At 65.3% G+C, this 26,873-nt stretch carries 21 protein-coding genes; 15 read left to right on the top strand and 6 right to left on the bottom strand.

Features of this window, described 5'->3' with window-relative positions; genetic code table 11:
• Positions 1-868 precede the first annotated feature (868 nt).
• Positions 869-2,884, bottom strand: coding sequence for a beta-galactosidase (locus AU175_RS20955; RefSeq protein ID WP_066294182.1), 2,016 nt, complete (start codon positions 2,882-2,884; stop codon positions 869-871).
• 179 nt (positions 2,885-3,063) lie between these two features.
• Between AU175_RS20955 and AU175_RS20950 the strand changes: the two genes are divergently transcribed.
• From AU175_RS20950 to AU175_RS20930, 5 genes are read left to right on the top strand one after another with little or no spacing between them, the layout of a single operon-like run.
• The gene (locus tag AU175_RS20950; RefSeq protein WP_066294181.1) at positions 3,064-4,353 is read left to right on the top strand and encodes an ABC transporter substrate-binding protein; all 1,290 of its coding nucleotides are present in this window, start codon (positions 3,064-3,066) and stop codon (positions 4,351-4,353) included.
• Between the two features lie 31 nt (positions 4,354-4,384).
• A complete protein-coding gene (locus AU175_RS20945; protein ID WP_066294178.1) occupies positions 4,385-5,338 on the top strand; it encodes a carbohydrate ABC transporter permease in 954 nt (317 codons plus the stop codon).
• Entirely contained in the window at positions 5,335-6,252 is a 918-nt protein-coding gene (locus tag AU175_RS20940) for a carbohydrate ABC transporter permease (protein WP_066294176.1), read from the top strand. The genes AU175_RS20945 and AU175_RS20940 overlap by 4 nt, the downstream gene beginning before the upstream one ends.
• A gap of 12 nt (positions 6,253-6,264) precedes the next feature.
• Positions 6,265-6,924 (top strand): Poxvirus protein I5, encoded by a 660-nt coding sequence (locus AU175_RS20935; protein WP_066294174.1) that lies wholly within the window; start codon positions 6,265-6,267, stop codon positions 6,922-6,924.
• A gap of 60 nt (positions 6,925-6,984) precedes the next feature.
• On the top strand, positions 6,985-8,244 hold the full coding sequence (locus AU175_RS20930; protein WP_082979318.1) for an MFS transporter: 1,260 nt from the start codon (positions 6,985-6,987) through the stop codon (positions 8,242-8,244).
• Positions 8,245-8,286: 42 nt separating this feature from the next.
• On the opposite strand, the gene AU175_RS20925 is transcribed toward AU175_RS20930, so the two are convergent.
• Positions 8,287-11,763 carry a family 78 glycoside hydrolase catalytic domain gene (locus tag AU175_RS20925; RefSeq protein WP_066294165.1) on the bottom strand — a complete coding sequence of 1,159 codons (3,477 nt, stop codon included), beginning with the start codon at positions 11,761-11,763 and terminating at the stop codon, positions 8,287-8,289.
• Positions 11,763-12,920 (bottom strand): Gfo/Idh/MocA family protein, encoded by a 1,158-nt coding sequence (locus AU175_RS20920; protein WP_066294163.1) that lies wholly within the window; start codon positions 12,918-12,920, stop codon positions 11,763-11,765. Before AU175_RS20920 ends, AU175_RS20925 begins: the two co-directional genes overlap by 1 nt.
• A 527-nt stretch (positions 12,921-13,447) precedes the next feature.
• Between AU175_RS20920 and AU175_RS20915 the strand changes: the two genes are divergently transcribed.
• The 6 genes from AU175_RS20915 (at position 13,448) to AU175_RS20890 (ending at position 19,353) form a co-directional block, all read left to right on the top strand.
• Positions 13,448-14,167, top strand: a complete 720-nt coding sequence (locus AU175_RS20915; protein ID WP_066294160.1) for a YesL family protein — start codon at positions 13,448-13,450, stop codon at positions 14,165-14,167.
• Between the two features lie 249 nt (positions 14,168-14,416).
• Entirely contained in the window at positions 14,417-15,946 is a 1,530-nt protein-coding gene (locus AU175_RS20910; protein ID WP_066294159.1) for an extracellular solute-binding protein, read from the top strand.
• Between the two features lie 82 nt (positions 15,947-16,028).
• Positions 16,029-17,051, top strand: a complete 1,023-nt coding sequence (locus AU175_RS20905; RefSeq protein WP_231938682.1) for an ABC transporter permease — start codon at positions 16,029-16,031, stop codon at positions 17,049-17,051.
• Entirely contained in the window at positions 17,051-17,923 is an 873-nt protein-coding gene (locus tag AU175_RS20900) for a carbohydrate ABC transporter permease (RefSeq protein WP_066294158.1), read from the top strand. Before AU175_RS20905 ends, AU175_RS20900 begins: the two co-directional genes overlap by 1 nt.
• A gap of 32 nt (positions 17,924-17,955) precedes the next feature.
• Positions 17,956-18,681 carry a rhamnogalacturonan acetylesterase gene (locus tag AU175_RS20895; protein WP_066294157.1) on the top strand — a complete coding sequence of 242 codons (726 nt, stop codon included), beginning with the start codon at positions 17,956-17,958 and terminating at the stop codon, positions 18,679-18,681.
• On the top strand, positions 18,682-19,353 hold the full coding sequence (locus tag AU175_RS20890; RefSeq protein ID WP_066294156.1) for a DUF1961 family protein: 672 nt from the start codon (positions 18,682-18,684) through the stop codon (positions 19,351-19,353).
• A 64-nt stretch (positions 19,354-19,417) separates the two neighbouring features.
• On the opposite strand, the gene AU175_RS20885 is transcribed toward AU175_RS20890, so the two are convergent.
• The 3 genes from AU175_RS20885 to AU175_RS20875 all read right to left on the bottom strand — a co-directional run bounded on the left by AU175_RS20885 (position 19,418) and on the right by AU175_RS20875 (position 21,402).
• Positions 19,418-19,648: a GNAT family N-acetyltransferase gene (locus tag AU175_RS20885; protein ID WP_066294154.1), complete on the bottom strand. Its 231-nt coding sequence runs from the start codon at positions 19,646-19,648 to the stop codon at positions 19,418-19,420.
• Between the two features lie 157 nt (positions 19,649-19,805).
• Positions 19,806-20,270, bottom strand: coding sequence for an iron chaperone (locus tag AU175_RS20880; RefSeq protein WP_066294153.1), 465 nt, complete (start codon positions 20,268-20,270; stop codon positions 19,806-19,808).
• 106 nt (positions 20,271-20,376) lie between these two features.
• Positions 20,377-21,402, bottom strand: coding sequence for a LacI family DNA-binding transcriptional regulator (locus tag AU175_RS20875; RefSeq protein ID WP_066294152.1), 1,026 nt, complete (start codon positions 21,400-21,402; stop codon positions 20,377-20,379).
• A gap of 148 nt (positions 21,403-21,550) precedes the next feature.
• On the opposite strand from AU175_RS20875, the gene AU175_RS20870 reads away from it, so the two are divergent.
• The 4 genes from AU175_RS20870 to AU175_RS20855 all read left to right on the top strand — a co-directional run bounded on the left by AU175_RS20870 (position 21,551) and on the right by AU175_RS20855 (position 26,720).
• Positions 21,551-21,898, top strand: a complete 348-nt coding sequence (locus AU175_RS20870) for an L-rhamnose mutarotase (RefSeq protein WP_066294151.1) — start codon at positions 21,551-21,553, stop codon at positions 21,896-21,898.
• A gap of 78 nt (positions 21,899-21,976) precedes the next feature.
• Complete coding sequence (gene rhaI, locus AU175_RS20865) at positions 21,977-23,143, top strand: L-rhamnose isomerase (RefSeq protein ID WP_066294149.1); 1,167 nt, start codon at positions 21,977-21,979, stop codon at positions 23,141-23,143.
• On the top strand, positions 23,131-25,212 hold the full coding sequence (locus AU175_RS20860; RefSeq protein ID WP_066294147.1) for a bifunctional rhamnulose-1-phosphate aldolase/short-chain dehydrogenase: 2,082 nt from the start codon (positions 23,131-23,133) through the stop codon (positions 25,210-25,212). Before rhaI ends, AU175_RS20860 begins: the two co-directional genes overlap by 13 nt.
• Positions 25,209-26,720, top strand: a complete 1,512-nt coding sequence (locus AU175_RS20855; RefSeq protein WP_082979317.1) for a rhamnulokinase — start codon at positions 25,209-25,211, stop codon at positions 26,718-26,720. The genes AU175_RS20860 and AU175_RS20855 overlap by 4 nt, the downstream gene beginning before the upstream one ends.
• Positions 26,721-26,873 lie beyond the last annotated feature (153 nt).

Raw genomic sequence — 26,873 nt, 5'->3', positions numbered from 1 at the left:
AGGCACCGGGGCACCGGATGGTGCCCAGATCCGGGAAACGGTAGCAGCGCGGGCACCGGCAGGCATCAGGGCGGCGGCTGAACCGCCGTGTCCCGCACCCTGAGGCCTAAGAGCTTCCATAGGAACACTCTCTCAAAGGGGTACGACAATTAAGGCCCACACCGATGCCGCACCCAGGAAAGAGCCGGCGGGCCGCACAAAACCGAGGCCGGACAAGCCGACCCGGCCCGGTCGCGGGCAGGTGCAGGGCAGCGCAGAAGGCAACGGCGGCACCAGCTCCCCCGGGACGCGCCCCACGGCGGGCCGACCGCCACACCGAACCGCCGCCGTCGAACGCCCAGATGCTGGAAGCGCCCCCAAAAGGCAAACCAGCGCCCGGTAGCAGGCCGGCAGTATCGCCATGCCCCGCACCCTGAGCCCTAAGAGCTTCCATGGGAACACTCTTTCAAGGGGGTACGACAATTAAGGCCCACGCCGATGCCGCACCCAGGAAAGAGCCGGCGGGCCGCACAAAACCGAGGCCGGACAAGCCGACCCGGCCCGCTGGCGGGCAGGTGCAGGGCAGCGCAGACCGCAACGGCGGCACCGGCTGCCCCTGGACGCGCCCCACGGCGGGCCGGCCGACAGACCCGCGCGTCGCCGTCGAACGCCCAGATGCTGGAAGCGCCCCCAAAAGGCAAACCAGCGCCCGGTAGCAGGCCGGCTGTATCGCCGTGTCCCGAACCCTGAACCCCGAACCCTGAATCCCGAACCCTTAACCCCGCCCGCTGAATCCAAAGTGCTTCCATAGGAACACTCTTCCAAAGGGACAATCAGGGAAGAACGCCCGGGGCCGGAAAAATTGGGCTCCAGGGCACCCGGCAGAGAGTCAGTCCTCCGCGATCACCGCCACGGCCCCGGCCTCAACAGTTCCGGCAAAGCGGCCACCGCTCAGCAGGTCCGTCCCGGAAACCTGGACAGTGGCCGAGGAGCGCGAGTGATTGATGGCGAAGAGGAAGCTGCTGCCGTCGGCGGCGCGGCGGCGGGTCAGTTCCACTCCTGTATCGGCCTGGGCAACGGGTGATACACCGGATTCCGCCAGCAGACGGTCCACAATTGATTCAATTCCGTCGCGGTCCGGGAACGTGGCCAGGTACCACGCCGCGCCGGTGCCAACGGCATGGCGTGTTAGCGAGGGCACACCCTCCAGCGGGTAGTCGGTGAAGGTCTGCACCGCTTCGGCCCCGGCCAGGTGGACGTGCTCGCTCCAGATGGTGGAGATGCCGCCGTCGCTCAACTTCAGCTGTGAGCCGGCAAGCAGCGGGTGGAATTCCTCCACCCGGATGCCCAGCAGTTCACGGAACGCGCCCGGGTATCCGCCCAGCCGGATGTGGTCCTTCTCGTCGGTGATGCCGCTGAAGTAGCTGACCAGCACCGTAGCTCCGGCGTGGGCCGCCGCTGCAATGTTGGCGGCCGCCTGGTTCGTCACCGAGTACAGGGTGCACACCAGCACCAGGTCATAGCCCTCCAGGGAGGCGGACGGATGGACAACGTCCACGGAGATGCCGCGCAGGAACAGCGACCGGTGGAACGCGCGCAGCACGTCGAGGTATTTCACGTCCTGGCTCGGCTTGGAATCGATCTCGCTGGCCCACCACGCCTCGTAATCAAACACGATTGCGGCCTTCGACTCCACGCGGGAACCCCGGACAGGTGCGAGCCGTTGCAGTGCAGACCCAAGCTCCACCACTTCGCGCCATACCCTGGTGTCCCTGCCCCCGTGCGGAACCATGGCCGAATGGAACTTCTCCGATCCGGCAAAGCTCTGCCGCCACTGGAAAAACATGACCGCGTCGGCCCCGCGGGCCACATGCGCCAGGGAGTTGCGCAGCATTTCCCCGGGCATCTTGGGCTGGTTTCGCTGCTGCCAGTTGACGGCCGACGTCGAATGCTCCATCAGGATCCACGGGTCACCGCTGGCAATTCCCCGGGTGAGGTCCGCGCTGAACGCGAGTTCGATCTGCCGCTCCGGGTCGGCGGCCACGAGGTAGTGGTCGTTGGCGATCACGTCCAGGTCCTTGGCCCAGTCGAAATAGTCCATGGACTTGGTGGCGCTGGAGGCCATCAGGTTGGTGGTAGCCGGGATGTTGGGCGTGACCTCCCGCAGGACTGCCACCAGCTCCCGGTAGTAGTCCATCAGCGCCCACGAGTTGAACCGGTGGAAGTCCAGCTGTTGGCCCGGGTTGAGGGTGGACGGTGCGACGGCGGGCGGCAGGATCTCCTCGAAGGAACCGTAGTTCTGCGACCAGAATGCCGTTCCCCAGGCTGCGTTGAGGGCACCGATGCTGCCGTAGCGGCGTTCCAGCCAACTGCGGAAGGCGGCTGCGTCCTCCGGCCCGTAAAACTCGGAGATGTGGCAGCCGAGCTCATTGTCCACGTGCCACAGCGCCAAAGCGGGATGGTCCTTGTACCGTTCGGCGATGACCCGGGTAATGCCCTTCGCGTACCGCCGGAAAACGGCCGACGACGGCGTGTAGTGCCGCCGTGAGCCCGGTCCCAGCACGGTTCCGTCAGCCGTGACCGGCAGGATCTCAGGGTGCTTGCGGACCAGCCACGCCGGGGGAGCGGCGGTGGCCGTTGCCAGTGCCACCTTGATTCCGTTGGCGGCGAGGTTGTCCAGGACTTCGTCCAGCCAACCGAAGTCGTATTCGCCTTCGGCTGGTTCCAGCAGTGCCCAGGAGAAGATGCCCACGCTGAGGAAGGTGACGCCTGCTTCCTTCATCAGCTCGAGGTCCTCCAACCGGACACTGGCTGGCCACTGCTCAGGGTTGTAGTCTCCGCCATAGGCGATCCCCTGGACCCCGTCCCAAACGCTCGCCGGGCCGGATTGTTCCTGGAAAGTCATGGGACTCCTTTGTCTGATGGGTGGATTCAAACGTACATGAAAGCTGATGTTTGGAAAACGCTTGCCCGCGAGGGGGTAATGACGATATTGTATCGTTTCAGAAGACGTGTAAGCCAGCTCACTGCTCGCGTTGTAGATAAATGAGTACGGGTTTACACCAAACGAGCAAGGAGGCTCTCATGATCAACAGAAGGCATTTCCTCACCACCGTGGCCATCGGCACCGCATCTGCCGCTGCCCTGGCGGCCTGCGGAACCGGTTCCACCACTGCCGGAGAAACGGGCTCGGCAGAGAATCCCGTCACCATCACCTATACCTGGTGGGGCAACGACGACCGCGCCGAGCGCACCCGCAAGGCCATTGCCCTGTTCGAGGAAAAGAACAAGGACATCAAGGTCAACGGCAACTTCACCGACTTCCCCGGTTACTGGCAGAAGCGCGCCACCGAGGCTGCCGGCGGTGGACTGCCTGACGTCATGCAGTGGGACCTGTCCTACTTGCGGGACTACGGCCAGCGCAACCAGCTCCTGGACCTGGGCACCGTCAACATCAACACGGACGCTTTCGACAAGTCCCTCCTGCCCTCCGGCCAGATCAGGGGCAAGACCTACGGCATCCCGACCAGCACCAACGCGTTCGCCGTCTACTACGACCCGGCCAAGCTCGCTTCCCTGGGGATCGCGGAGCCGGACGGCACCTGGACCTACGACGAATACAACTCCTTCCTGACGGAGGTCGGCAGCAAGGGCAACGGCACAATCTTCGGCGGCACGGACTACACCTCCGTCTGGTGGATGTTCAACATCTGGCTGCGCCAGAACAACATCGAAGCGTTCACTGAGGACGGCAAGCTCGGCTTCACCAAGGACGACCTGAAGAAGTGGTGGAACACAGTCTCGGACCTCCGCGGCACTCCCGCCATCGTTTCGGAAGAGCGCGTCACCCAGCTCGCTCCCAAGTCTCCCTTTGGCTCCAACGTCACCGCTACCGAGGTCACCTGGGACAACTTCATGGCCGGCTACCTCGCGGACAGCGGCGCCAAGGAACTCAAGCTCGTTCCGGTCCCGTCGGACGACCCGGACAACCTGGGCCTGTTCCTGAAGCCGTCCATGCTGATGGTCGCCAGTGCCAAGACCAAGTACAAGGACGCAGCTGCGCGGTTCATCGACTTCATGGTCAACGATCCCGAGGTTGGCGAGATCTTCAAGACCTCACGCGGTGTCCCCGCCTCCAAGACCCAGCGTGACGGCACCACCTTCGAAGGCACCGACAAGCTTGTTGTGGACTACGAGAAGTCCATCGAGAAGTACCTCAAGGACGCTCCCGAGCCGCCCATCGTCGGTTTTGGCACGCTGGAGGCATCCTTCAAGCGCATCAGCGCCGACCTGAACTACGGCAAGGTGGATGTGAATGGCGCAGCTGACGCGTGGTTCAAGGAAGCCGAAGACCTCATCAAGCAGAATGCCTGATCCAGGCTTTCCCAACTGACGGAATGAACTCGTGACTCAAAGCCCAACCCTGAGCAAGCGTTCGTCGTCATCCGCTCCCTCGCAGCCGCGCAAGTCGCGGCAGCGGGGGGCGGATGCCCGCGCCGGCTACACTTTCCTGCTGCCCTGGCTGCTGGGATTCATCGCCCTGACCGTGGGCCCGATGATCTCCTCGCTGTACCTCTCGTTCACCAACTACAACCTCTTCGAAGCGCCCGAGTGGATCGGGCTGGACAACTACATCACGTTGTTCCAGGACGAACGGTTCCTGCAGTCGGTGGGCGTGACTGTCAGCTACGTGGTCTTCGGTACGCCGCTGAAGCTGGCGGCCGCCCTGGCCATCGCCATGCTGCTCAACAGCAAGCGCAAGGGCCAGGGGTTCTACCGATCGGCCTTCTACGCCCCCTCGCTGATCGGCGCCTCGGTTTCCATCGCGATCGTCTGGAAGGCGATTTTCGGCGATGCCGGCCCGGTGGACCAGGGCCTGTCCTTCTTCGGCATCAACCTGGGCGGCTGGGTGGGCAACCCCTCCATGACCATGCCGATGTTCGTCCTGCTGACCGTCTGGCAGTTCGGCGCCCCGATGGTGATCTTCCTCGCCGGCCTCAAGCAGATCCCCGCCGACCTCTACGAGGCGGCGTCCATGGACGGTGCCGGCCCGGTGCGGAAGTTCTTCAACATCACCTGGCCCATGCTCTCCCCGGTGATCTTCTTCAACCTGCTGATGGAAACCATCCACGCATTCCAGATCTTCGCTTCGGCCTACATCATCTCCAACGGTGAAGGCGGCCCGGCGGGCTCCACCCTCTTCTACACCCTCTACCTGTACCTGCGCGGCTTCAGCGACTTCCGCATGGGCTACGCCTCGGCCATGGCCTGGCTCTTGGTGATCGTTGTAGGCATCATCACCTTGATCTTCTTCAAGACCTCCAAGTCCTGGGTCCACTACAGCGGTGATTCAAAATGACAACTATGGCAACCCCCACCCAGTCGGCGCCCAACGCGCCGGCCGAGCATTACAACCCGAAGTCCGAGTCGGTCACGGCCAAACGGGTCAAGAGCGGAATCTTCCACGCTGTGGCGCTCACCCTGACCGCCATAGTGCTCTACCCGGCGCTGTGGATGGTCGCCTCGTCCTTCAAGCCGAACGACGAGATCGGCGGCGGCAACACCGCGCTCTGGTCGAACAACTTCAGCTTCGACAACTTCGTCACGGCCATGGACGGGATCGGCGGGGTGTCCACCCTGACCTTCTTCACCAACTCCCTGATCCTGGCCGTCGGCGCTGTGGTAGGCACCATCCTGTCGGCCAGCGTCTCGGCCTACGCCTTCGCCCGGATCAAGTTCCCCGGCCGCAGCGTCTTCTTCGGCATGATGATCGCCACCCTTCTCCTGCCGTTCCACGTGGTGATCATCCCGCAGTACATCGTCTTCCAGCAGCTTGGCCTGGTGGACACGTACATCCCGCTGCTGATCGGCAAGTTCCTCGCCGCTGACGCGTTCTTCGTGTTCCTCATGGTGCAGTTCATGCGCAACCTTCCCGCCGAACTGGACGAGGCAGCACGCATCGACGGCGCCGGGCACGTGCGGATCTTCGGCTCCATTATGCTGCCGCTGATGAAGCCGGCGCTGATCTCCACGTCGATCTTCTCCTTCATCTGGAGCTGGAACGACTTCCTGGCTCCGCTGCTCTACCTGAACACCCCGGAAAAGTACCCGCTCCCGCTGGCGCTGCGTCTCTTCCAGGACCAGACCCAGAGCTCGGACTACGGCGCCATGATCGCGATGTCTGTACTGGCCCTGCTGCCGGTTCTGATCTTCTTCCTGGTCTTCCAGCGCTACATTGTTGAAGGCGTCTCCACCCAGGGCCTCAAGGGCTGACGGATACAGAATATGAGCATCATGGACAGCACCACACCCGCATCTGGCCACAATGAACCGATCCCGGTAAACCGCTTCGCGCTGTTTTCCGAAACCCTGCTGGCCGGCCTGCTGGTGCTGGTGCTGTCCATTCCGCTTGTCACCATCCCGGCCGCCTACGCGGCCGGCATCGCCCACCTGGAGCGCCATCTCTCCGGGCGGGACGATTCGCTCCGTGCGCTCTGGGGCACGTTCAAGGCTGCCCTGCCGGGCAGCTGGAAGCTGGGAATCACGACGGCGGTTGCCGCCGTCGTGATCATCCTGAACCTCCTGCTCGCAACAGTGGGGCAACTCCCCGGCAGCGCCGTTGTCCTTCCGGCCACCCTCGTCCTGGCAGCAGCGGGAGCGGTCCTGCTCTTGCGGGCCACGGCCGCCTGGTCAGACTTTGCCCGCCCTGCCGACAGTCCGGGTGCCGATGCCGGCCACGCACACCAGCCCTCCGCGGCCTGGTCCTCCGCCCTGGAAACCGCGAAGGCCCTGTCGCTCCGTGACTGGACAGGCTCCATCCTCCTGGTTGCCGCACTGTTCGCCGCCGTCGTTTTCGTCTGGATGCTTGTGGCGCTGTTTGTGGTGGTTCCCGGCACGCTGATCCTGGCCGCCGCGTCGGTCAAAATGCGCTCCACCCGCGCCTAGAAATCCTCTGCGCTTCACCTTCGCTGCTGCATTCCCTCTTACTACCGAGTTGAGCCAGACGTGTCTTCCGACCGCCCCCAGTCCGCAGAGTCCCTCCACGCCCCCAATGGCCCGGTCCGCTGGTACTACCCGCTGACGCAGCACAATTACCGGCTGTACATGGGAATGACCTTGGCCGGCAGCATGGGCGTGTGGATGCAGCGCCTTGCACAGGACTGGCTGGTGCTCCAGCTGACCGGAAGTCCGGCAGCGGTAGGCGTCGCCGTCGCCTTGCAGTTCCTCCCCATGCTGATCGTGGGCCCCCTCAGCGGCCTGCTGGTGGACATTTTCCCTAAGCGCCGCGTCATGATGGTCTGCCAGACTGTCATCGTCCTCCTTGCCGCCGGACTCGCGGCTTCGGCCGCCACAGGCAACATCACCGTGTGGATCGTCTATGGAAGCTGCATCGCGCTGGGCATCACCTCCGCTATCGATGGCCCTGCCCGGCAGGTGTTCGTTAATGAAGTGGTGGGCGACGCCGGCCTCCGGCCGGCCATTGGCCTCAACAACGCCATCGGCCAGCTGGGGGCCATGGCCGGGCCCGCCCTGGGCGGAGTTGTCATCGCCTACGCCGGATCCGCCGCCGCCTTCGCGGCCAACGCCTTCCTGGGCGTGCTGGTCCTCGGCATGATTGCCGGCATCCGGCCCGCGCTGCTGCATGCGAACGCCCCGGCTGCCCGCGGACGGGGCCAGCTCCTGGCCGGGTTCCGCTACGTCCGCGACAGGCCCTCGCTGCTCCTGGTCATTGCCCTCGCCGGCCTGCTGGGGGCGTTTGGCATGAACGGCCCTGTGGTGCTGGCGGCCTTCGCCGAAAGGGTCTGGCATAACGGTGTAGCAGGCTTTGGCATGTTCAACACCGTAAGCGCCGTCGGCGCCCTGGCCGGCGCGCTGTTGGCCGCACGCCTGCGGACGGTCGGCCGGAAGGGTATCGTGGCCGCGGCAGGCCTGTTTGGCCTCGCCCAGCTCGTGGCGGCGCTGATGCCGAACCTGCTGTCGTTCACCCTGATGCTGGTGGTGGTGGGCCTCATGACGCTCGTTTTCCTGACCAGCGCGGCCACCGCCGTCCAGCTTGAGGCCGGGCCGGAAGTCCGTGGCCGGGTGATGGCCCTGTACCTGCCGCTGCTGCTGGGCGGGCACGCGCTCGGCGGCCTGTTGGCAGGCTGGCTGACCGAACAGTTCGGCGTCCGGACGGGCCTGGTGGTCACCGGCGCCCTGGGCATGCTGTCCGCACTGGTCATCGGCTTCCTCTTGTGGAGGAACGCAAAGCGCAACGCCGGCTGACGGGTTCAAGGAGCGCTGGCCACATAAGGCCTCGGGGCCGCGTCAGGCTTCGTCGGACGGTGTAAAGGTCCAGGTGCCGGAATGGATACGGAAGTCCCGCACTGGCGGGCTGGCCGGGCTGCCGCTGCCGCCCGGGTTCGCACCCCGGCCACCATGAGCCGCACCGCCCGGGCCGGAACGCACGACGGCGGGTCCCGCCGTCGGCCCTTGGATTCCGTATGTGCCGGCGGGCAGCCGAACCGTGGCAGTGACGCCAGCGGGAACCGTGCATTCCAGCCGCATGCCGGCGGACGTTCGCCGCCAGCTCACAGCCACGCTGCCGAGGGGCAACGGGACACTTCCCCCGGCATGTTCCAGCCGGCAGACCGGCGGTTCGATGAGCAGCTCACTGCCTCCGGGGACGCTTACCCGGACGCCGAGCAGGAACTCCAGGATTTCCTTCAGCACGGAGGCGGACCAGGCGTGGGACTGGCTGTAGTCGGTGCCCTCCACCAGCTCCCAAGCCTCCCACGTGAACGTGGCGCCAGCCTCGAGAAGGCGTGCCCAGCCCGGCTGCTCCGACGACGTGAGCAGGTCCAGCACGGCGTCCGTGAGTCCAGCGGACAGCAGGGCCCGGACCAGGCGGTGAACGGTCATGGGCCCCTGCCGCATGCCCTGGCCCGCGATCCTCTCCGCATCACCCGCTGCGAACGCCGCATCGGTGATCCCGAGGGAGAGCGGGAAGGACGTGGCGTGCTGGGACGCGTGCCGGCTGGGTGTCCCGTCAGCGCGCAGGCCATCCACCATCACGCCATCCACCCGGAGCCGGGTGCGGATGGTTTCCGCGAGGGCGCCGGCCTGGCCTGCGTACCGCACGGCCGTGTCCTCCTGGCCAGCGAGGCTGCAGAGCCGGGCCGTGGACATCAGGGCCGAGTAGGCCTGTGCATTGACGGTGGTCTTGGCGGCGCACTCCATGTCGTAGCCGAAACGCCCGGGCGCGGGCCAGTCCACGATGCCGTGCCGGTACGGGCCGGAGCCGCCGCCCAGCTCGGTGACGAGACCCGCCGTCGGGCCTTCCGTGGCAAGGTACCGCAGCGCATAGTCGGCAGTCGCGCGGAGGTGCGGGAGCAGTTCCCTCACCAGGGCAAGGTCTCCGGTCCGCAGGTGGTATTCCTCGGCCCATTCCGGCATCATGAGCGAAAAGTCGGGGATGTCCCGTTTCCCGTCCCCGTTGGGGTAGACGGCGTTGTAGCGTCCCCGGTCTTTGCCGGATTTCCAGTACCGTCCGGCCGACCAGCTGAACTCCCGCAGCGCCTGCGCCGTGTAGGCGTGCTCGCCGAACAGCGCCATCGTGGCGTAGGAGATGTTGACGGCGTCGGCCAGGAACTGGCCCTTCTCCCTCGTGGGCGTATCAACGAACTGCTCCTGGACCCCGTACAGCGCGGAATCGCGCAGCAACCCGAACACGGCATTCAGGGTGGGGTCGGAGCTGCTGAAGCTCCCCTCGCCCGGGTGCCGGCCATGGACGACGACGGCGCCCACCCGGGACAGGTCCGACGCCTCCACCCCCGGGAGTTCCAGGTACCGGAAGCCTAGGTGCACGGTGGCACGGAACTGCTGCGGGCCCTCTGCCTGGGTATAGGGGAAGGACATGTCGGTGCTCTGGCTGGCTGTTTTGCCCCTGTCCACCCGGCCGTCCGCGTCCAGGACGTAGCCGGCACGGATCATCAGGGTCCGTCCGGCCTCGCCGCTGCGGAAATCCACTTCCGGGCGTGCAGGGATCACCCGGCCGAAGTCCGCCACAAGCGTCCCGTCGGCCGCGGTCAGGAAGGACTTCGGCGCAACGAAGGTTTCGGACAGGGAGGTGCGGCGGGGGTGCAGGGCAGGGAACTCGGGGACGGGGTGGGTGCCGTAGCTCAGCGCCGGAGGCATGTCCTGGCCGGCGTCCAGGGCGGCCACGGCCTGTCCGTCGAGATGCTCCACGGGATCACCCTCGTCGTTCCGGTAGCCCGCCTGCCGGTACGGCGCTTCGGCAGCAGTCCAGTCCGGCCCGGAGCCAAAGATTTCACGGCGGCCGTCCGCGTAGTCCACGCTGAGGCGGACCAGCAGGCCGGGAACTCCGGCGGCCCTGCCCTGGCCGGGGCCATACCAGTGCATTAGCGCGGTCAGGGGAACCCGGACCGGCCGGTCCTGTTGGCCGGGCTGGTCCGGTTGGTCCTGTTGGTCCGGTTGGTCCTGTTGGTCCGGTTGGTCCTGTGAGTGCGCCGCGAGCAGGGCGGTGACATCGGCGGCGTCGTAGTAGCCTTCGCCGGGATACCCAAAGGACATGGTGCCAAGGCAGGCAGTGCCGTCCAGGGCCAGCTGCGCGTGGTGGTTTGCCGCGACAAAAAGGCGTGCCCGTGTAACAGCTCCCCTGAGCAGGACCGTGCTGCGGAAGAGCGTCCATTCATCGGGCTGCCGGTGTGCCGTGGTGCGCGCCCAGTGGCCCAGGAACGCGCGGGCCTCTTCGGGACCCTCGCTGAACCGGTGGTCCAGGAGTACCGCGCCGCTGCCAGGAAGGGCGGCGTCGGAAGCAGGGCCGCCAGCAGTGGCAGTAATGACGGCGCGGGCGCCACCGGTGACGCGCAGCGAGGCGTACTCGGCCTGGCTGCGGGGACCCTGGTGCAAGGCGAGGTGACCCTCGAACCCCACGGGGAGCGGCTCGTTGACGCTCAGCAGCTCAACGCCGTCGAGGCTGACGGTGATGGTGGTGCCGTCGTCGGCCACGGTCAGATCCTGCCATGTGCCGGATACCGGGTCTTTGCCGGGCAGCCGCTCCTCGCTGGCCGCTGCGCTGCGTTCCAGCCGGGCGCTGGCCAGGACGTCGGTGGCCGGGGCAGCAGTGGCAGGGATTTCCCATTCCGGGGCGCGGCGAAGCACCACGTCGCCCGCCGTGTTCAGTTCCAGCAGCAGCCCAGTGCCAGGTCCGCTGCTGCGGAGGATCAGCCCTGCCCACCCCGTCACCGGCCGGAGGCTCGCTTCCAAGGTGAAATGGCGGACGGGAGGGGAAGGGACGGGCAGGAACGGAGAGCCTGCAACCCGGAGGGCGCCCTCAAGGACTTCCAGCGGTGCCCGGCCGCCCGGTGCCCGATGAATCCAGCCGGCATCCCATCCGCTGTCCGAGAGCCCGGTGCTGAAAACCTCCACTTCGGACCACGGGCCGGGGTTGCCTCCGGCGTCACCCACGCGGACCCGCCAGCTGTAGTCCGCATCCTCGGCAAGTTCCGGACCGCCATAGGGGATTCCGGATTGGCGCGAGGACGGAACCGGGCCGGAGTACCAGACCTCGGCTCCGGCCGAATCCTCGACGGCGATTTCATAGCCGGTCTGCCGGGCGGCGGCGGGATCGGCGTCCTCCGACTGGCTCAGCCTCCACCCGAACACCGGGCGCAGCGCGGCGGTGAGGCAGGGGGCAAAGCCGTCAGTCAGCAGGCCGGTAGCCTGCAGTTCGCCGTGGCGGGTCAGGGTGGGGGTTGTTTCCTGGGCGGGGGACACGCCCATCACGAAGCAGTTTCGTGCGCGGGGCGGGCCCAGGGCAGTCCGAGTTCGCTGAAAGTCGAGTGCTCCGTTGTGGCACGCTCCAGGGCTTCCTCAATCCCGACGACGACGGCGTGCGCAGCATCGCCGTCACCTTCCCAGTGGACGTAGCCGCCGTCGATCAGGGCCGGGAGCGGGGCGGTCCGGATGGCTTCCAGCACCAGCATGAATGCACCGCTGTCCAGGAGTGGGCTAATGAGCTCCTTGCCTTCGCGGCGGTGGGCCAGCAGATTCTCCGTGAGGTCGTCGCGGCCGAAGACCTGCTCCGTTTCCGACGAAGCGGTGCTCACGGTGAGCCGGTCTTCGGTGTAGTGGAACACGGCCTTGCCCTTGGAGCCCTGCAGCGTCACGTAGGGCTCCACCGATTCCGTGGCGCAGATGGTGAGGGCGCACGTGACACGAAGTCCCGCGGCGGTGCGGATCCGGATTACTGACGTGTCGTCGGATTCGATGTCGTTGGCGCGGTAGAGGTCCGTTTCGACGGAAGCTACGTCCGCGGTGGTGCGGGCGCCGGCGATGCGCAGTGCGGTGGCCACGGCGTGGGCCAGGGGATTGGTGGCGACGCCGTCCACCACGTCGACGCCGTCGATGCTTCGCTTTCCCGCCCAGCGGGAGCGCTTGTAGTAGGCCCTGTCCCGCACCCAGCGGCCTGTGGCGGAGATACCCTGCAGCGTGCCGATGGCGCCGCTGGCCAGCAGTTCCTCGATGGCCTGCAGGGCGTGGGACCCCAGGCTTTGGAAGCCGATCTGGACGCTCCGGCCGGACGCCTCCGCAGCGTCACACAGGGTGGTGAAGTCGGCGAGGGTCGCCACCGGTGGCTTCTCCAGGTACAAATCAGCGTCCGTGGACAGGGCAGCGAGCCCCAGCGGGGCGTGGGTCTGGATGGGGGTGGCCACAATGATCAGTTCCAGGTCCGGGGTTGCCGCCAGCAGGTCGGTGAGCCCCGGGAAAATGGCGGCAGAGTCAGGCACGGATCCCCGTGCCGGCGGTTGGGGGTCGGCCACCGCAACAAGTTCGACGACGCCGGCGGACTGAAGGCGCTCAAGGTTCCGAAGGTGGTGCGTGCCAAAGCCGTGGACGCCTACCAGCGCCACTCGGGCCGGGCGGACTTGCCCCGGCACGGGTGCCCGGGCCGGCTCTCGGGACTCCGTGGGGTTGTCGGACTGAACAGGACCTTGGGATACATCAGGACCTTGGGATACGCCAGGACCTTGGGTCCTCGCAGGATCTTGGACCACCTGCGGGTCTCCGGCCTGGGCAGCATCTGCATTCCGGGACTGTGACTCCGCGGCCGTGCCGGCTGGCGTTCCCAATGGATCTCCGTTTCTGCCCGCAGGCACAAAGCTTGGCCCCGGCGGCGACCTCGTCAACGTGCCTCGGAGCGGATGGTGTGGCGTTCCGCCCGGCCTTGGCTGGCGGATACGGGGCTGACTGACCCTGGGCGCTCGCCGCACTATTGCCAGCAAGCGCTTTCCAAGATCCAGTGTGGACCACGGCAGGGTGGTGAGTCCAGTAATGTAACGATTCAAAATCATGCTTGACCAGCCACTGTAAAGGGGTCTAGATTTCGAGAAACCGATTACTTACGTGACGCCGGCCACTCGTGCAAGCGTTTCTGCAACGATGGAGAACCGAAGGGAGCTTGACCATGCTGGCTGGAAGTTTCAGTGCACGCGCCTATTCATTCTTTGACACCCTGCTGTGGATCGCCTGCCTCAACCTGCTGTGGATCCTCTTTACCGTCCTAGGCGTGGGTGTCCTGGGTGCGGGTCCGGCAACGGCTGCGGCGCAGATCCTGGTCCGGCGCAGGTCGCGGGGAGAAGCGGCGCCGCTGTTCAAGGCCTTCGCCCGGGAATACTTCGCGAACTTCGTCCGTGCCAACGCGCTGGCGCTGCCAGTAATGGCGGTCGCCGTAGCCTTGGCGATGAACTGGAACTACTCCTCGGGCGACGGCGCCCTGTTGTCCCAGTTGATCGCGGCCGGCACGTTCGTGGCCGCCATCTTCCTTGCCGGGGCGGTGTGTTACCTCTTCCCCATGTATGCCCGCTACGAACTGCCGCTGGGCCAGTACCTGATGACCTGCTCCCGCTTCGCTGTCCGGCACTTGGCAGGCACGGTGATCCTGCTGTTCATCACGGCGGCTGTCGTCTACGCGAGCCGTGCGCTGCCCGGACTCATCCCGTTCTTCAGCGTCGGTGCATGGCTGTACATGACCGGATGGCTGTGCGACCGGTTTTTTACGGCCAACGACGAATCCCTGGCCGCCCTGGCTGCGCTCGAGGATAGTGCCCCGGAGTCCGCGGCCCGAGTGGATGGCGGCAGCGCCGCCGTCGCGCACTCCTCCCGCCACGGAGTGCCCGTTGGGTGAGCGGTTCGACGGGGTCCCGTTGGCTCGACCTCCTGGGTTCCTGTTCGTTCGACCTCCTGTTTGACCCAAACTTCCATCACGAGCGCCCCGTGACGGTGCCCGCGAATCCAGGCCTGGGCTGCGTGCAGTGAAACGTATCAATATCGCCCCGCGTCCGCCCGCTCCTGAGCTGCGCCAAGTTCAACCTGAACCGATCACCAACTCAACCGAATTACCTACTCAACCCCGAAGAAGCGGAAAAGGAACACCATGATCACCAGAAAACTCAGCCTGGCCGCCGCCGTCGTGACCGCCACGGCCCTGACCCTGACCGCCTGCGGAGCCGGTGAAACACAGTCCGCGGACCTGTCCACCATCAACGTGATGGCGCCGTTCCTGGAAGCGCAGCCGCCTTCACCGGACGGAGCCGTGCAGCAGAAGCTGGAGGAACTCACCGGCAAGGACGTCAACATTACGTGGACGCCGAACGCCTCCTACGAAGACAAGATGAATATCACCCTGGCTTCGTCTGAGATTCCGCACGTACTGGTGGTGCAGGGCAAGTCGCCGGGGTTCGTCAAGAACGCCGAGGCGGGTGCCTTCTGGGACCTCACGGACAAGCTTGATCAATACCCCAACCTGAAGTCCACCTTCCGAGAGGTGGAGCAGAACGCCAGCATCAACGGCAAGGTCTACGGCGTTTTCCGCGCCCGCAACCCCATCCGGTCCGCCGTGATGTTCCGTCAGGACTGGTTGGACAAACTCGGGTTGGAAGCCCCGAAAACCACCGAGGACCTGTACAACGTGGCCAAGGCCTTCACGGAAAAGGACCCGGATGGCAACGGCCAGGCCGATACCTGGGGCATCACCATCCCCAAATGGGGCGCACTGGGCTCCAACAGCCCCTACGACATGATCGAAACCTGGTACGGGGCGGGCAACCGGTGGACGGAGAAGGACGGAGAGCTGATCCCGAGTTTCGAAACCGAGGAATTCCTGGAAGCCAACCGGTTCGTCAAGAAAATGGTGGACGAAAAGCTCATTAACCCGGACTTTGCAACATTCGACGGCACCAAATGGAACGAGCCGTTCTTCAACGGCAAGGGCGGCATCATCATTGACGTCGACTCCCGCGTCAGTGTCCTCATCAACCTGTTCAAGCAGGCCAACCCGGACGACTTCCAAAACAAGGTGGGCTTCGTTGGCGGGCTCGAAAGCCCGGACGGTGAACTGAACACGCATCCCACGGACGGCTACGCCGGCTTCCTGGCGATCCCCAAGACCAGCGTCCGCACCGAAGGAGAGCTGAAGACGGTCCTGGAGTTCCTGGACAAGATGAACTCCAAAGAGACAGCCGTGCTGCTCAACAACGGCATCGAAGGCGTGAACTTCACGGTGGAGGACGGCAAGGCTGCCACTATCAAACCCGAAACTCCGGAGGGCAAGGTGGTCAACACCGACATCAAGAGCTACGCCCAGTTGGGTACCAACGTCACCGGCAACAACTTCTACCCCGTAAAGCAGGCCTCGGACTACGAGCAGGAAGTCTTCGACAAGCGCATCGAAGTCATGGCGAAGGACCTCGAGAGTGCTGTCTACAACCCTGCCGCCCCCTACGTCTCGGAGACGTATGTGGCCAAGGGCGCGCAGCTGGACAACATCGTGGCTGACGCCCGGATCAAGTACCTCGCCGGCCAGATTGATGAGCAGGGCCTCAAGGACGCCATCAACCTGTGGAAGACCAGCGGCGGCGACAAGGTCCAGGAAGAGATCAACAAGCTCTGGCAGGACAACAAGTAGCAGACTCCCGGCGCTGCCGGCCGGCCTGCGCACCATGCGGGCCGGCCGGCAGCGGATTCCCACCACCAGAAAGGAGGCCTGAATGTCGCAGCTGACAGACGCACTGGCCTCGAACATCGGCGCCGGCGAGGGTGCTGGCACGGAAACCGGCAACGCCGGCAAGCGGCGCAAGAAGCCCGGTAAACCCGCCAAGACCCCGCGGGGCAAGTTCTCCGTCCACTTTGCGCACTACAAGTGGCTGTACCTGCTGCTCCTTCCTGGCGTAATTTACTTCGCGGTGTTCCGTTATGCCCCGATGTACGGGGTCAGTATCGCGTTCAAGGACTACGTCCCGTTCCTGGGCGTGAACGCCAGCCCGTGGGTGGGTTTCCAACATTTCCAGGATTTTTTCTCCAACCCTGACTTCCCGAGGCTGCTGGGCAACACCCTGATCCTGGCGTTCCTTAACCTGGGCATCGCGTTCCCCCTGACCATCGTGTTGGCACTCCTGCTGAACGAGGTCCGTCTGTCAATCCTCAAACGCACCGTGCAGACCTTGGTCTACATCCCGCACTTTTTGTCCTGGACCATTGTGGCGTCGCTGAGCTTCCTGCTGTTCGCCCTGGACTTCGGGCCGCTGTTCCTGTTCATCAACAACGTCCTCGGCACGAACATTGACTTCCTGTCCGACCCCGCCTGGTTCCGGCCACTGATCGTGCTGCAGGAGATCTGGAAGAACACCGGCTGGGGAACCATCATCTTCCTCGCCGCCCTCGCCACCGTGGACCAGGACCAGTACGAAGCCGCCATCATCGACGGCGCCGGCCGCTTCCGCCGGGTCTGGCACATCACCCTGCCTGGTATCCGGTCCACCATCATCGTGATGCTCATCCTCGCGATCGGGCAGATGCTCAACACGGGCTTTGAGCAGATCTACCTGATGACCAACGCCCTGAACCGGTCCGTGGCCGATGTCTTTGACACCTACGTCTACTTCGTGGGCATCACCCAGGGCGCCTACAGCTACTCCACCGCCGTAGGACTGTTCAAGTCCCTGGTGGGCATTGTGCTGATCTTCGGCACCAACTGGCTGGCCAAGCGATTCAACCAGAGCGGACTGTTCTAATGAAGATTCACAACACCACCGGCGGCCGGATCTTCGACGCCGCCAACTACGTCTTCCTTACCCTGATCGGCATCATCACGCTGCTGCCGTTCATCTACGTCTTCGCCGGCTCGTTCGCCAACGAAGCGGAAATCACCCGGCGGGCCTTCTTCGTCTGGCCCGAACAGTTCACCCTGGGCTCCTACGAATACATCTTTTCCACGCCGGCGTTCATCCGGGCGCTGGTCACCACTGTGCTGGTCACCGCCGTCGGCACACTGATCCAGCTTGCCTTCACCGTCACCATGGCCTACCCGCTGGCCAAGCGGAACCTCCGCGGACGCCAGCTGATCCTGTCCCTGGTGGTCTTCGCGATGGTGTTCTCCGGCGGCATGATCCCCACGTTCCTGCTGGTCAAGGACCTCGGCCTGCTCAACTCGTACTGGGCGCTGATCCTGCCGGCAGCGATCAACCCTTTCAGCCTGATCATCATCAAGAACTTCTTCCAGGAACTCCCCGCCGAGCTTGAAGAGTCCGCGAAGATGGACGGTGCCACCGAGATCGGGATTCTGTGGCGGATCCTGCTTCCGCTGTCCAAGCCGGTGCTGGCCACGTTCGCCCTGTTCTACGCCGTCGGGATCTGGAATGACTTCATGTCACCCCTGCTCTACCTTTCGGACAACTCAAAGTGGACACTGCAGATGTACCTGCGCCAGGTCACCGCCTCCTCCGACCTGCTCGGCACCGGCAACGTTGACCCGAACTACATCCCGCCCGAGCAGGGCATCAAGTTCGCTGTCATCGTGGTGGCCACCCTGCCCATCCTGATCTTCTACCCGTTCCTGCAGAAGCACTTCGCCAAGGGCATGCTGATCGGCTCGGTTAAGGGCTAACGGCAACCATCCGCACCAACAGAAAGCACAGCATGAAAATCCTGCTCGCCGGAGATTCCACGGTGGCCAACTGTCCCACCCACGAGTACCCCATGAGCGGCTGGGGAGCGCAGTTGGCTCCGCACGTCTACACGTGGGCTGCCGTGTACAACTTCGCCAAGGGTGGGGCCAGTACGGAGTCCTTCCGCGAGGAGGGCCTCTGGAATCAGCTCCTGGACACCGCCGGCGCCGGCGACCTCGTCCTGGTGCAGTTCGGTCACAATGACCAGAAGAAGGTCCACCTAGCTGCCAGGACCGGTTACGCCGCCAACCTGCGCACCATGGTGGCCGAGGTCCGTGCCCTGGGTGCCGTGCCGGTGCTGTGCACTTCGGTGGAGCGCCGGCACTTCCTCGACGGCCCGGGCGGGCTCCCCGACCCGCGCGGCGTCCTGGAGCAAAGCCTGGAGGACTACCCCGAAGTGGTTCGGGAGATCGCGCTCGAACTGCAGCTGCCCGTCGTCGACCTTAACACCTGGACCCGTGCGCTGTACCTGGAACTCGGGGTTGAGGAATCGGAGTCCCTGTTTTGCCATTTCGGACCGGGCGAGCACGCCTTCTGGCCGGCCGGACTGGCGGACAACACGCACTTTTCGCAGCACGGCGCGGCCCTTGTGGCCACGGAGGTTGCCTCCCAGCTGACACGCCTCGGCTTCGGACCGGGACGCCCGGGCTCCCGGGAACGCTCGACGGCGGGACTTACGACGGCGGAGCGCGGCTAGGTGGGAGCGTCACAGGTCAGCACCGGGCTGCTGTACAGCAACCCGCTTACCGGCCCGGCGGACGTGTCCGGCTGGGTGGCGGAAGGGCCGCTCAGCCTGGGAAGCCGCAACGGCGCGCTTGAGCTGTCTGGCTCGCTGGACGACGAAGAGTTCGGGGACCACGCGCACTGGACGTTCTGGTGCCCAACGGAGTTCCCTGACGGCATCCGGATCACCTGGGAGTTTCTGCCCCTCGCGGAACCGGGCCTGGCCATGCTCTTCTTCTCAGCCGCGGGCCACGGCGGACGCGACCTGTTCTCGGCCGACCTGGCGCCCCGGACTGGTTACTATCCGCAGTACCACTCCGGCGATATCAACGCCCTCCATGTGTCCTATTTCCGGCACAAGTACGAGTCGGAGCGGGCTTTCCGTACGTGCAACCTCAGGAAGAGCGCTGGCTTTGAGTTGGTGGCCCAGGGCGCCGATCCGCTGCCGCCCACCGAGGACGCAGTGGACTTTTACCGCCTGGAAGTAGTGAAGGACGGGCCGCGCGTGGCGTTCTCCATCAACGGGCTGCCGCTCTTTGAGTGGTCCGACGCGTCGGACAAGGTGCTGGGCGCGGGCCGTATCGGCTTCCGCCAGATGGCACCGCTGAAGGCCGCGTATCGGAACCTTACCGTGGAGAAGATCTAGCCACTGACGAGTCCGTCCGAAACCCGCATTCCTGCTCATCGGTCTGCAGCCACATGACGGCGGACTACAGCTTGCGCATGCTCAATTCCTCAGCTGGGTGGAAGCCCAGCCGACGATAGAAGCCCTGCGATTCGGCTGAGGGGGAGAGCACCATTCTTGCCGCACCGATGCCCTCGGAAAACGCAATGGCGGCCTCAACCAATCTGCCTCCGGTGCTGGCATTCCGATGCGCCGGCAGCACGAATACATTTCCCAGGTAGACCCAGCAGGAAGCCGGCTTCCCTGGCTTAGGCATCCGCTGGAAGCATTTTCAAAGTCCGGGTCATCATGCGTTGTTGGGTCCTGCTCGGCGGCCCATTTGGCCCTCAGCGATACGAGGCCCCGAAGATCGTCCGTGCTGCAATCACGTATTGTCACCATGCAATGCACGATACTGCTGCCGGCGCCCGCCGTTAGCTGACAGCCTTCTTCACGAGCCCGACGATCTTCGCCTCATCAGCCGGGGTGAGTTTTGTCAGTGCGTAGGAGGTGGGCCACATGTTCCCGTCGTCGAGGTTCGCGGGATCGTTGAATCCAAGTGTCGGGTACCGTGCCTTGAATTTGTCGGCAGGCTGGAAGAAGCAGACCACCTTGCCGTCCTTGGCGTAGGCAGGCATCCCGTACCAGGTTTTGGGTGAGAGTTCCGGCGCGTTTTCCTTGATGATGGCGTGCAGTCGCTCGGCGATGCCACGGTCCGGTTCCGACATCTCGGCGATCTTCCCCAGCACTTCGCTTTCGCCGTCCGGCTTGGCGGCGCGTGTTCCGCGGCGTGACTCAGCCTTGAGCTCCTGGGCGCGTTCCTTCATTGCCGCCCGTTCTTCCTCATCAAAGCCGTTGTATGATTTGGCGTCCGGGGCGGCTTTTTGAGTTTCCTTCATGGCTGGTTCCTTCCTTGGCGGTCTGTTAGGAACCACGCTAGTGTCCGGGCGTGAAGGCGGCTTCTCCAGAACTGCTCGATTGGATGATCCCGGGCGGCGAACCCCCCTAACCGGCGGAGCAACCCTCCGCCGGGGCCGTGCTCTGGCGCACCACCAGTTCCGGTGTGAACACTACGGCGCGGTGCTTTGCATTCTCGGACTCTACTTCCTCTGCCAGCAGTTCAATGGCGGTGCGGCCCAGGGCTTCGGTGGGCTGGCGGATGGAGGAAAGCGGCACTACGGCGGAGACGGCAAAGTCGATGTCGTCATAGCCAATCAGTGCAATGTCCTCGGGAATCCTCAGCGCGTGCGTCATGGTCAGCGACTGCATCACGCCAAGGGCCAGCAGGTCGTTGGCGCAGAAGATGCCGTCAGGCAGATCCCCGCGCTCCACCAGCATGTTGCCCACGCTCCGGCCGGCCAGCACGGTCTGTCCATCGGAATCAAGGACCTCCAGGGTTGCGTCGGGTTCCTCTTTCACCGCACGCTGTGCGCCCTGCAGGCGGTCCGCCACCTGGCGGATGGATGTGGGGCCTCCCACAAAGGCGAGCCGACGGCGGCCGGTGTCCAGCAGGTGCCGCGCGGCCAGGTAACCGCCGGCGTCGTCGTCCACCGACACGGAACTGTACTTGCTGTCATCGGCCAAGCGGTCCACCAGGACGGTGGGCACACCACGCTCACGGAGCAGGTCCAGCCGGTCAGTGACGTCGCCGACCGGGGAGATGAGGAGCCCTTGCACGCGCTGCTCCTGGAACAGGTCGATGTAGTTCGACTCCCGGCTGGCGTTGTGGCCGCTGTCGCCCAGCAGCACGGCGCTGCCCTGGAGCGCCGCGGCGTCTTCGGCGGCCCGCACCACAGACGTGAAGAACGGGTTGCCTACATCCAGCACAATCAGTCCGATGGTCCGGCTCTGGCCGGCGCGCAGCTGGCGGGCCGCATCGTTGCGGACGAAGCCCAGCTCATCGATGGCGCGCAGCACGCGTTCCTTGGTGCGTTGGGAGACCCTGTCCGGATAGTTCAGGACGTTTGAGACGGTACCCACGGCAACACTCGCGTGGTGTGCGACGTCCTTGATGCTTGTTGAGCGATTCATGATTCTCCGTGCTTATATGCCACGTGCAGCAGTTTTCCCCAGTCCCGGATTGAAGTCTGGAAACTGCTTGACACCTACTTGACTCAAGAGTACTTTGAATCGTAACAATGAAACGATTCAAACTTTGGAAAGTTCAGGAGAGTCGCAGATGAGGGTGTGTTTCCGCTCCTCGGTCCAGCCAGGGCTGATCGACGAATACCGGCGACGGCACGCTGCCGTGTGGCCAGAGATGCTCCGCGCCCTCAAGGACGCAGGCTGGCGGAACTACTCGCTGTTCCTGGGCGGGGACGGGCTCCTGGTGGGCTACCTCGAATGCGACGATTTCGACGCCGCCCGGGCCCGGATGGCGCTGACCGAGGTCAACACCCGCTGGCAGGCCGAGATGGCCACGCTGTTCGAGAACCCGGACCAGGCGCCCGATGAAGGGTTCCAGGTCCTCGAAGAAGTCTTCAACCTTGACGACCAGCTCGCGGCGGCAGAGTCCACCTCCCGCTGAACAACACCGGCTCGAGCACCCGAGCCACCGCAACACCACCGAGACCGCAGCAACACAAAACACCGGAAAGAACCCATCATGAATGACGTAGCAACGGCGCTGGGCAGGCTCGGGGAGCTTGCCATCGAGGTCCCTTCGTGGGCTTATGGAAATTCAGGCACGCGTTTCAGGGTGTTCGGCACACCGGGCACCCCGCGGACGGTGCAGGAGAAGATCGCGGACGCCGCCAAGGTTCACGAGCTGACCGGCCTCGCTCCCACCGTTGCGCTGCACATTCCCTGGGACAAAGTGGATGACTACGCGGCGCTGAAGGAGTACGCGGCCGGCCTGGGCGTGGGCCTGGGCACGATCAACTCCAACACCTTCCAGGACGACGAGTACAAGTTCGGCTCCCTGACGTCCTCCAATGAGACCGTGCGTCGCCGGGCAATCGCGCACCACCTGGACTGCATCGAGATCATGCACGCCACGGGTTCGAAGGACCTGAAGATCTGGCTGGCTGACGGCACCAACTACCCGGGCCAGGACGACCTCCGCGGACGCCAGGACCGTCTCGCCGAGTCGCTGCAGGAGATCTATGCCGCCCTGGGCGAGAAACAGCGCCTGGTCCTGGAGTACAAGTTCTTCGAGCCCGCTTTCTACCACACCGACGTACCGGACTGGGGCACGTCCTACGCGCAGACCCTTGCCCTGGGAGACAAGGCCATGGTCTGCCTGGACACCGGCCACCACGCGCCCGGCACCAACATCGAGTTCATCGTGATGCAGCTGCTGCGGCTTGGCAAGCTTGGCTCCTTCGACTTCAACTCCCGCTTCTACGCGGACGATGACCTGATTGTCGGTGCAGCCGATCCGTTCCAGCTGTTCCGCATCATGTATGAGGTCATCCGCGGCGGCGGCTTCGGCAAGGAGTCCGGCGTGGCCCTCATGCTGGACCAGTGCCACAACCTGGAAGAGAAGATCCCAGGCCAGATCCGCTCGGTCCTGAACGTGCAGGAAATGACGGCCCGGGCCCTGCTCGTAGACACCTCTGCCCTGGGCGAGGCGCAGCGCACCGGCGACGTCCTGGCCGCCAACGGCGTGTTCAACGACGCCTTCTACACCGACGTACGGCCCATCCTGGCCGAATGGCGTGAATCCCGCGGGCTGCCCGCGGACCCGATGGCGGCGTTCAAGGCCAGCGGTTACCAGAAACAGATCAACGAGGACCGCGTGGGCGGCCAGCAAGCCGGATGGGGCGCATAAGCATGACCATGCAGAACACAGACATGCAGAACACAGGCAACAAGACTGTAGAAGACCTGATTTCCCGTTCCAACCGCCTGGGCGCGGACAAGCGGAACACCAACTTCGCCGGCGGCAACACCTCGGCCAAGGGCACGGAGAAGGACCCGGTCACCGGTGAGGATGTCCAACTGCTGTGGGTCAAGGGCTCCGGCGGGGACCTGGGCACGCTCAAGGCGGAGAACCTCGCGGTGCTGCGCCTGGACCGTCTGAACGCGCTGAAGAACGTCTACCCCGGTGTTGACCGCGAAGACGAGATGGTGGCCGCGTTCGATTACTGCCTGCACGGCAAGGGCGGCGCCGCGCCGTCGATTGATACCGCCATGCACGGCCTGGTGGACGCCGCGCACGTGGACCACCTGCACCCGGACTCCGGGATCGCCATTGCCACCGCGGTGGACGGCGAGGCCCTGACCACCAAGATCTTCGGCAACAAGGTGGTGTGGGTGCCCTGGCGCCGCCCCGGTTTCCAGCTGGGCCTGGACATCGCGGCGATCAAGGAAGCCAACCCCCAGGCCATCGGCACCATCCTGGGCGGCCACGGAATCACCGCCTGGGGCGCCACCAGCGAAGAAGCCGAGCAGAACTCGCTGTGGATCATCGAACAGGCCGAGAAGTACATCAGGGACAACGGCAGGGCCGAACCCTTCGGTCCCAAGCTGCCCGGCTACGCCGCCCTGCCGGAGGCCGAGCGCCGCGCGAAGGCCGCCGCCCTGGCACCCGTGATCCGCGGCCTGGCCTCCACCGACAAGCCGCAGCTGGGGCACTTCAGTGATGACGCCGTCGTGCTTGACTTCCTGGAAGCCGCTGAGCACCCGCGCCTGGGAGCCTTGGGTACTTCCTGCCCGGACCACTTCCTGCGCACCAAGGTCAAGCCGCTGATCCTGGATCTGCCGGCTGATGCCTCGGTCGAGGACTCGATCTCGCGCCTGCACGAGCTGCACGCGGACTACCGCGAGGACTACCAGGCCTACTACGACCGCCACGCTACCCAGCAGAGCCCTGCCCTGCGCGGCGCGGACCCGGCCATCGTCCTGGTCCCGGGTGTGGGCATGTTCTCCTTCGGCGCCAACAAGCAGACCGCCCGGGTCGCCGGTGAGTTCTACCTCAACGCCATCAATGTGATGCGCGGTGCCGAGGCAATCTCCACGTATGCCCCGATCGAGGAATCCGAGAAGTTCCGGATCGAGTACTGGTCGCTGGAGGAAGCCAAGCTGGCACGGCTGCCCAAGCCCAAGTCGCACGCCACCCGCATCGCGCTGGTGACTGGTGCGGCGTCGGGCATCGGCAAAGCCATCGCCACTCGCCTCGCCGCTGAAGGCGCCTGCGTGGTCATCGCCGACCTGAACCTCGAGAACGCGCAGGCCGTCGCGGACGAGCTCGGCGGCGCGGACGTTGCCATCGGCGTCCAGGCAGACGTGACCGACGAAGCCCAGGTTTCCGCGGCCATCGACGCCGCCGTGCTGGCCTTCGGCGGGCTGGACCTGGTGGTCAACAACGCCGGCCTGTCCATCTCCAAGCCGCTGCTGGAGACCACGGAAAAGGACTGGGACCTCCAGCACAACGTCATGGCCAAGGGCTCCTTCCTGGTGGCCAAGGCCGCGGCCAAGGTCATGATTGCCCAGGAGATGGGCGGGGACGTCATCTACATCTCCTCCAAGAACTCCGTGTTCGCCGGCCCGAACAACATCGCCTACTCCGCCACCAAGGCAGACCAGGCCCACCAGGTCCGGCTCCTCGCGGCGGAACTGGGCGAATACGGCATCCGCGTCAACGGCATCAACCCCGACGGCGTGGTCCGCGGCTCAGGCATCTTCGCCGGCGGCTGGGGCGCCAAGCGCGCCGCGGTCTACGGCGTGGACGAGCAGGAACTGGGCAAGTACTACGCCCAGCGCACCCTGCTCAAGCGCGAGGTCCTGCCCGAGCACGTGGCCAACGCCGCCGCGGTCCTGACCAGCGCCGAGCTGTCCCACACCACCGGACTCCACATCCCCGTGGACGCCGGAGTGGCAGCAGCCTTCCTGCGATGACCAACCCAGCAGCACAGGACACCGCCCCGGCCACCGCCGGGGCGGTGTCCGCCGCTGGTCCCGCCGGGCGCGTCTTCGCCGCCGTCGATATCGGCGCCTCCTCCGGCCGGGTCATCCTGGGCCGGATCCAGGACGGTTCTTTGACTCCAGGGAGCGTCGAACTGGAAGTGGTGCACCGGTTCCCCAACGGTGTGGTGGAAATCGACGGCGGCCTCCGCTGGGATTTCGACGCCCTCTTCGCGGAGGTCCTGAAGGGCCTCATGGCTGCCGCCACGGTGGCCGCGGTACAGGACGAGACCATCACCAGCATCGGGATCGACACCTGGGCTGTGGACTACGGACTGGTCAACGCCGCCGGCGAGCTGACGGCCCAGCCCTACAGCTACCGCGATGACCGCAGCCGGGCCGCCGTCGAGCCCGTGCACCGGAAACTGGACCCGGCGCGCCTTTACGGAACCACGGGGCTGCAGTTCCTGCAGTTCAACACCCTGTACCAGCTGGCCACCGAACGGGACCTGGACGGCGTGCAGGCGTTGCTTATCCCGGACCTGATCGCGTTCCTCCTGACGGGGCAGCGCCGGACGGAGGCGACCAACGCCTCCACCACCGGCCTGTTCGACGCTGTCGCGGGGGAGTGGGCCACGGAGTTCCTGGCCGCCCTGGGCCTGCCCAGGAAGCTGTTTGCCCCGCTGGTGCAGCCCGGCGAAACCGTCGGCACGCTGCTGCCGGAAATCGCAACGAAAGTGGGCCTGCCGGCCGGCACCAAGGTGGTGGCTGTCGGCTCGCACGACACCGCCTCCGCCGTCGCCGCCGTTCCTGCGCAGGAGGAGAACTTCGCCTACATCTCCTCCGGCACCTGGTCGCTGGTGGGGCTGGAACTGAAGCATCCGGTCCTGACCGAAGCCAGCCGGGCGGCGAACTTCACCAACGAGCGCGGCGTGGACGGCACCATCCGGTACCTGCGCAACATGGGCGGGCTCTGGCTGCTCAGCGAATGCCAGCGGACCTGGGCTGAGGAAGGCTTCACCCGGGAACTCACCGCGCTGCTCACGGCGGCCGCAGCACTGCCGCCGGGCGGGCCGCAGATCAATCCGGACGATTCCTACTTCATTGCCCCGGACAACATGCCCGAACGCATCCGCGCAGCGGTCCGCCGCACCGGTGACATCCTGCCCGACGATCCCGCAGCCATCACCCGGTGCATCATGGACAGCCTGGCCACCGGCTACGCCCGCACTATCCGCGATGCCGAACGCCTCGCCGACCGCACCGTGGACGTGGTCCACGTGGTGGGTGGCGGCTCGCAGAACAGGCTGTTGTGCCAGCTCACGGCCGACGCCACCGGCAAACGCGTCATCGCGGGCCCCGTGGAAGCCACCGCCCTCGGCAACATCCTGGTCCAGGCCCGTGCCGCAGGCCAGATCGCCGGTGGGCTTCCGGAACTGCGCAGCCTCGTGGCCGGTTCGCACGAGCTGCAAATGTACGTCCCGGAGCTCTCGAGGCTGTAGCTTCCTCCAGTCCGGCCCATTTGGCGCGAACGTACAGTTGAGGCCCCTCAAGGCAGGGCCCCAAGTGTACGTTCGCGCTGGGGTTTGGGGGTTGTCACGCTGGGCGTTCATAAACCCTGTTTTCATCTGATTTACTCCCCTAGGATCTAATCC

This window comes from Arthrobacter sp. B6, from assembly GCF_001663775.1.
Taxonomy (GTDB): Bacteria; Actinomycetota; Actinomycetes; order Actinomycetales; family Micrococcaceae; genus Arthrobacter.
This window is presented reverse-complemented; position numbering and strand designations above follow the sequence as displayed.

Excerpts from the sequence above, each read along its gene's own strand:
- AU175_RS20955 (WP_066294182.1), bottom strand. The coding sequence starts at position 2,884 with ATGACTTTCCAGGAACAATCCGGCCCGGCGAGCGTTTGGGACGGGGTC.
- AU175_RS20950 (WP_066294181.1), top strand. The coding sequence starts at position 3,064 with ATGATCAACAGAAGGCATTTCCTCACCACCGTGGCCATCGGCACCGCA.
- AU175_RS20940 (WP_066294176.1), top strand. The coding sequence starts at position 5,335 with ATGACAACTATGGCAACCCCCACCCAGTCGGCGCCCAACGCGCCGGCC.
- AU175_RS20935 (WP_066294174.1), top strand. The coding sequence starts at position 6,265 with ATGAGCATCATGGACAGCACCACACCCGCATCTGGCCACAATGAACCG.
- AU175_RS20925 (WP_066294165.1), bottom strand. The coding sequence starts at position 11,763 with ATGGGCGTGTCCCCCGCCCAGGAAACAACCCCCACCCTGACCCGCCAC.
- AU175_RS20915 (WP_066294160.1), top strand. The coding sequence starts at position 13,448 with ATGCTGGCTGGAAGTTTCAGTGCACGCGCCTATTCATTCTTTGACACC.
- AU175_RS20910 (WP_066294159.1), top strand. The coding sequence starts at position 14,417 with ATGATCACCAGAAAACTCAGCCTGGCCGCCGCCGTCGTGACCGCCACG.
- AU175_RS20905 (WP_231938682.1), top strand. The coding sequence starts at position 16,029 with ATGTCGCAGCTGACAGACGCACTGGCCTCGAACATCGGCGCCGGCGAG.
- AU175_RS20900 (WP_066294158.1), top strand. The coding sequence starts at position 17,051 with ATGAAGATTCACAACACCACCGGCGGCCGGATCTTCGACGCCGCCAAC.
- AU175_RS20895 (WP_066294157.1), top strand. The coding sequence starts at position 17,956 with ATGAAAATCCTGCTCGCCGGAGATTCCACGGTGGCCAACTGTCCCACC.
- AU175_RS20885 (WP_066294154.1), bottom strand. The coding sequence starts at position 19,648 with ATGCCTAAGCCAGGGAAGCCGGCTTCCTGCTGGGTCTACCTGGGAAAT.
- AU175_RS20880 (WP_066294153.1), bottom strand. The coding sequence starts at position 20,270 with ATGAAGGAAACTCAAAAAGCCGCCCCGGACGCCAAATCATACAACGGC.
- AU175_RS20875 (WP_066294152.1), bottom strand. The coding sequence starts at position 21,402 with ATGAATCGCTCAACAAGCATCAAGGACGTCGCACACCACGCGAGTGTT.
- AU175_RS20870 (WP_066294151.1), top strand. The coding sequence starts at position 21,551 with ATGAGGGTGTGTTTCCGCTCCTCGGTCCAGCCAGGGCTGATCGACGAA.
- rhaI (WP_066294149.1), top strand. The coding sequence starts at position 21,977 with ATGAATGACGTAGCAACGGCGCTGGGCAGGCTCGGGGAGCTTGCCATC.
- AU175_RS20860 (WP_066294147.1), top strand. The coding sequence starts at position 23,131 with ATGGGGCGCATAAGCATGACCATGCAGAACACAGACATGCAGAACACA.
- AU175_RS20855 (WP_082979317.1), top strand. The coding sequence starts at position 25,209 with ATGACCAACCCAGCAGCACAGGACACCGCCCCGGCCACCGCCGGGGCG.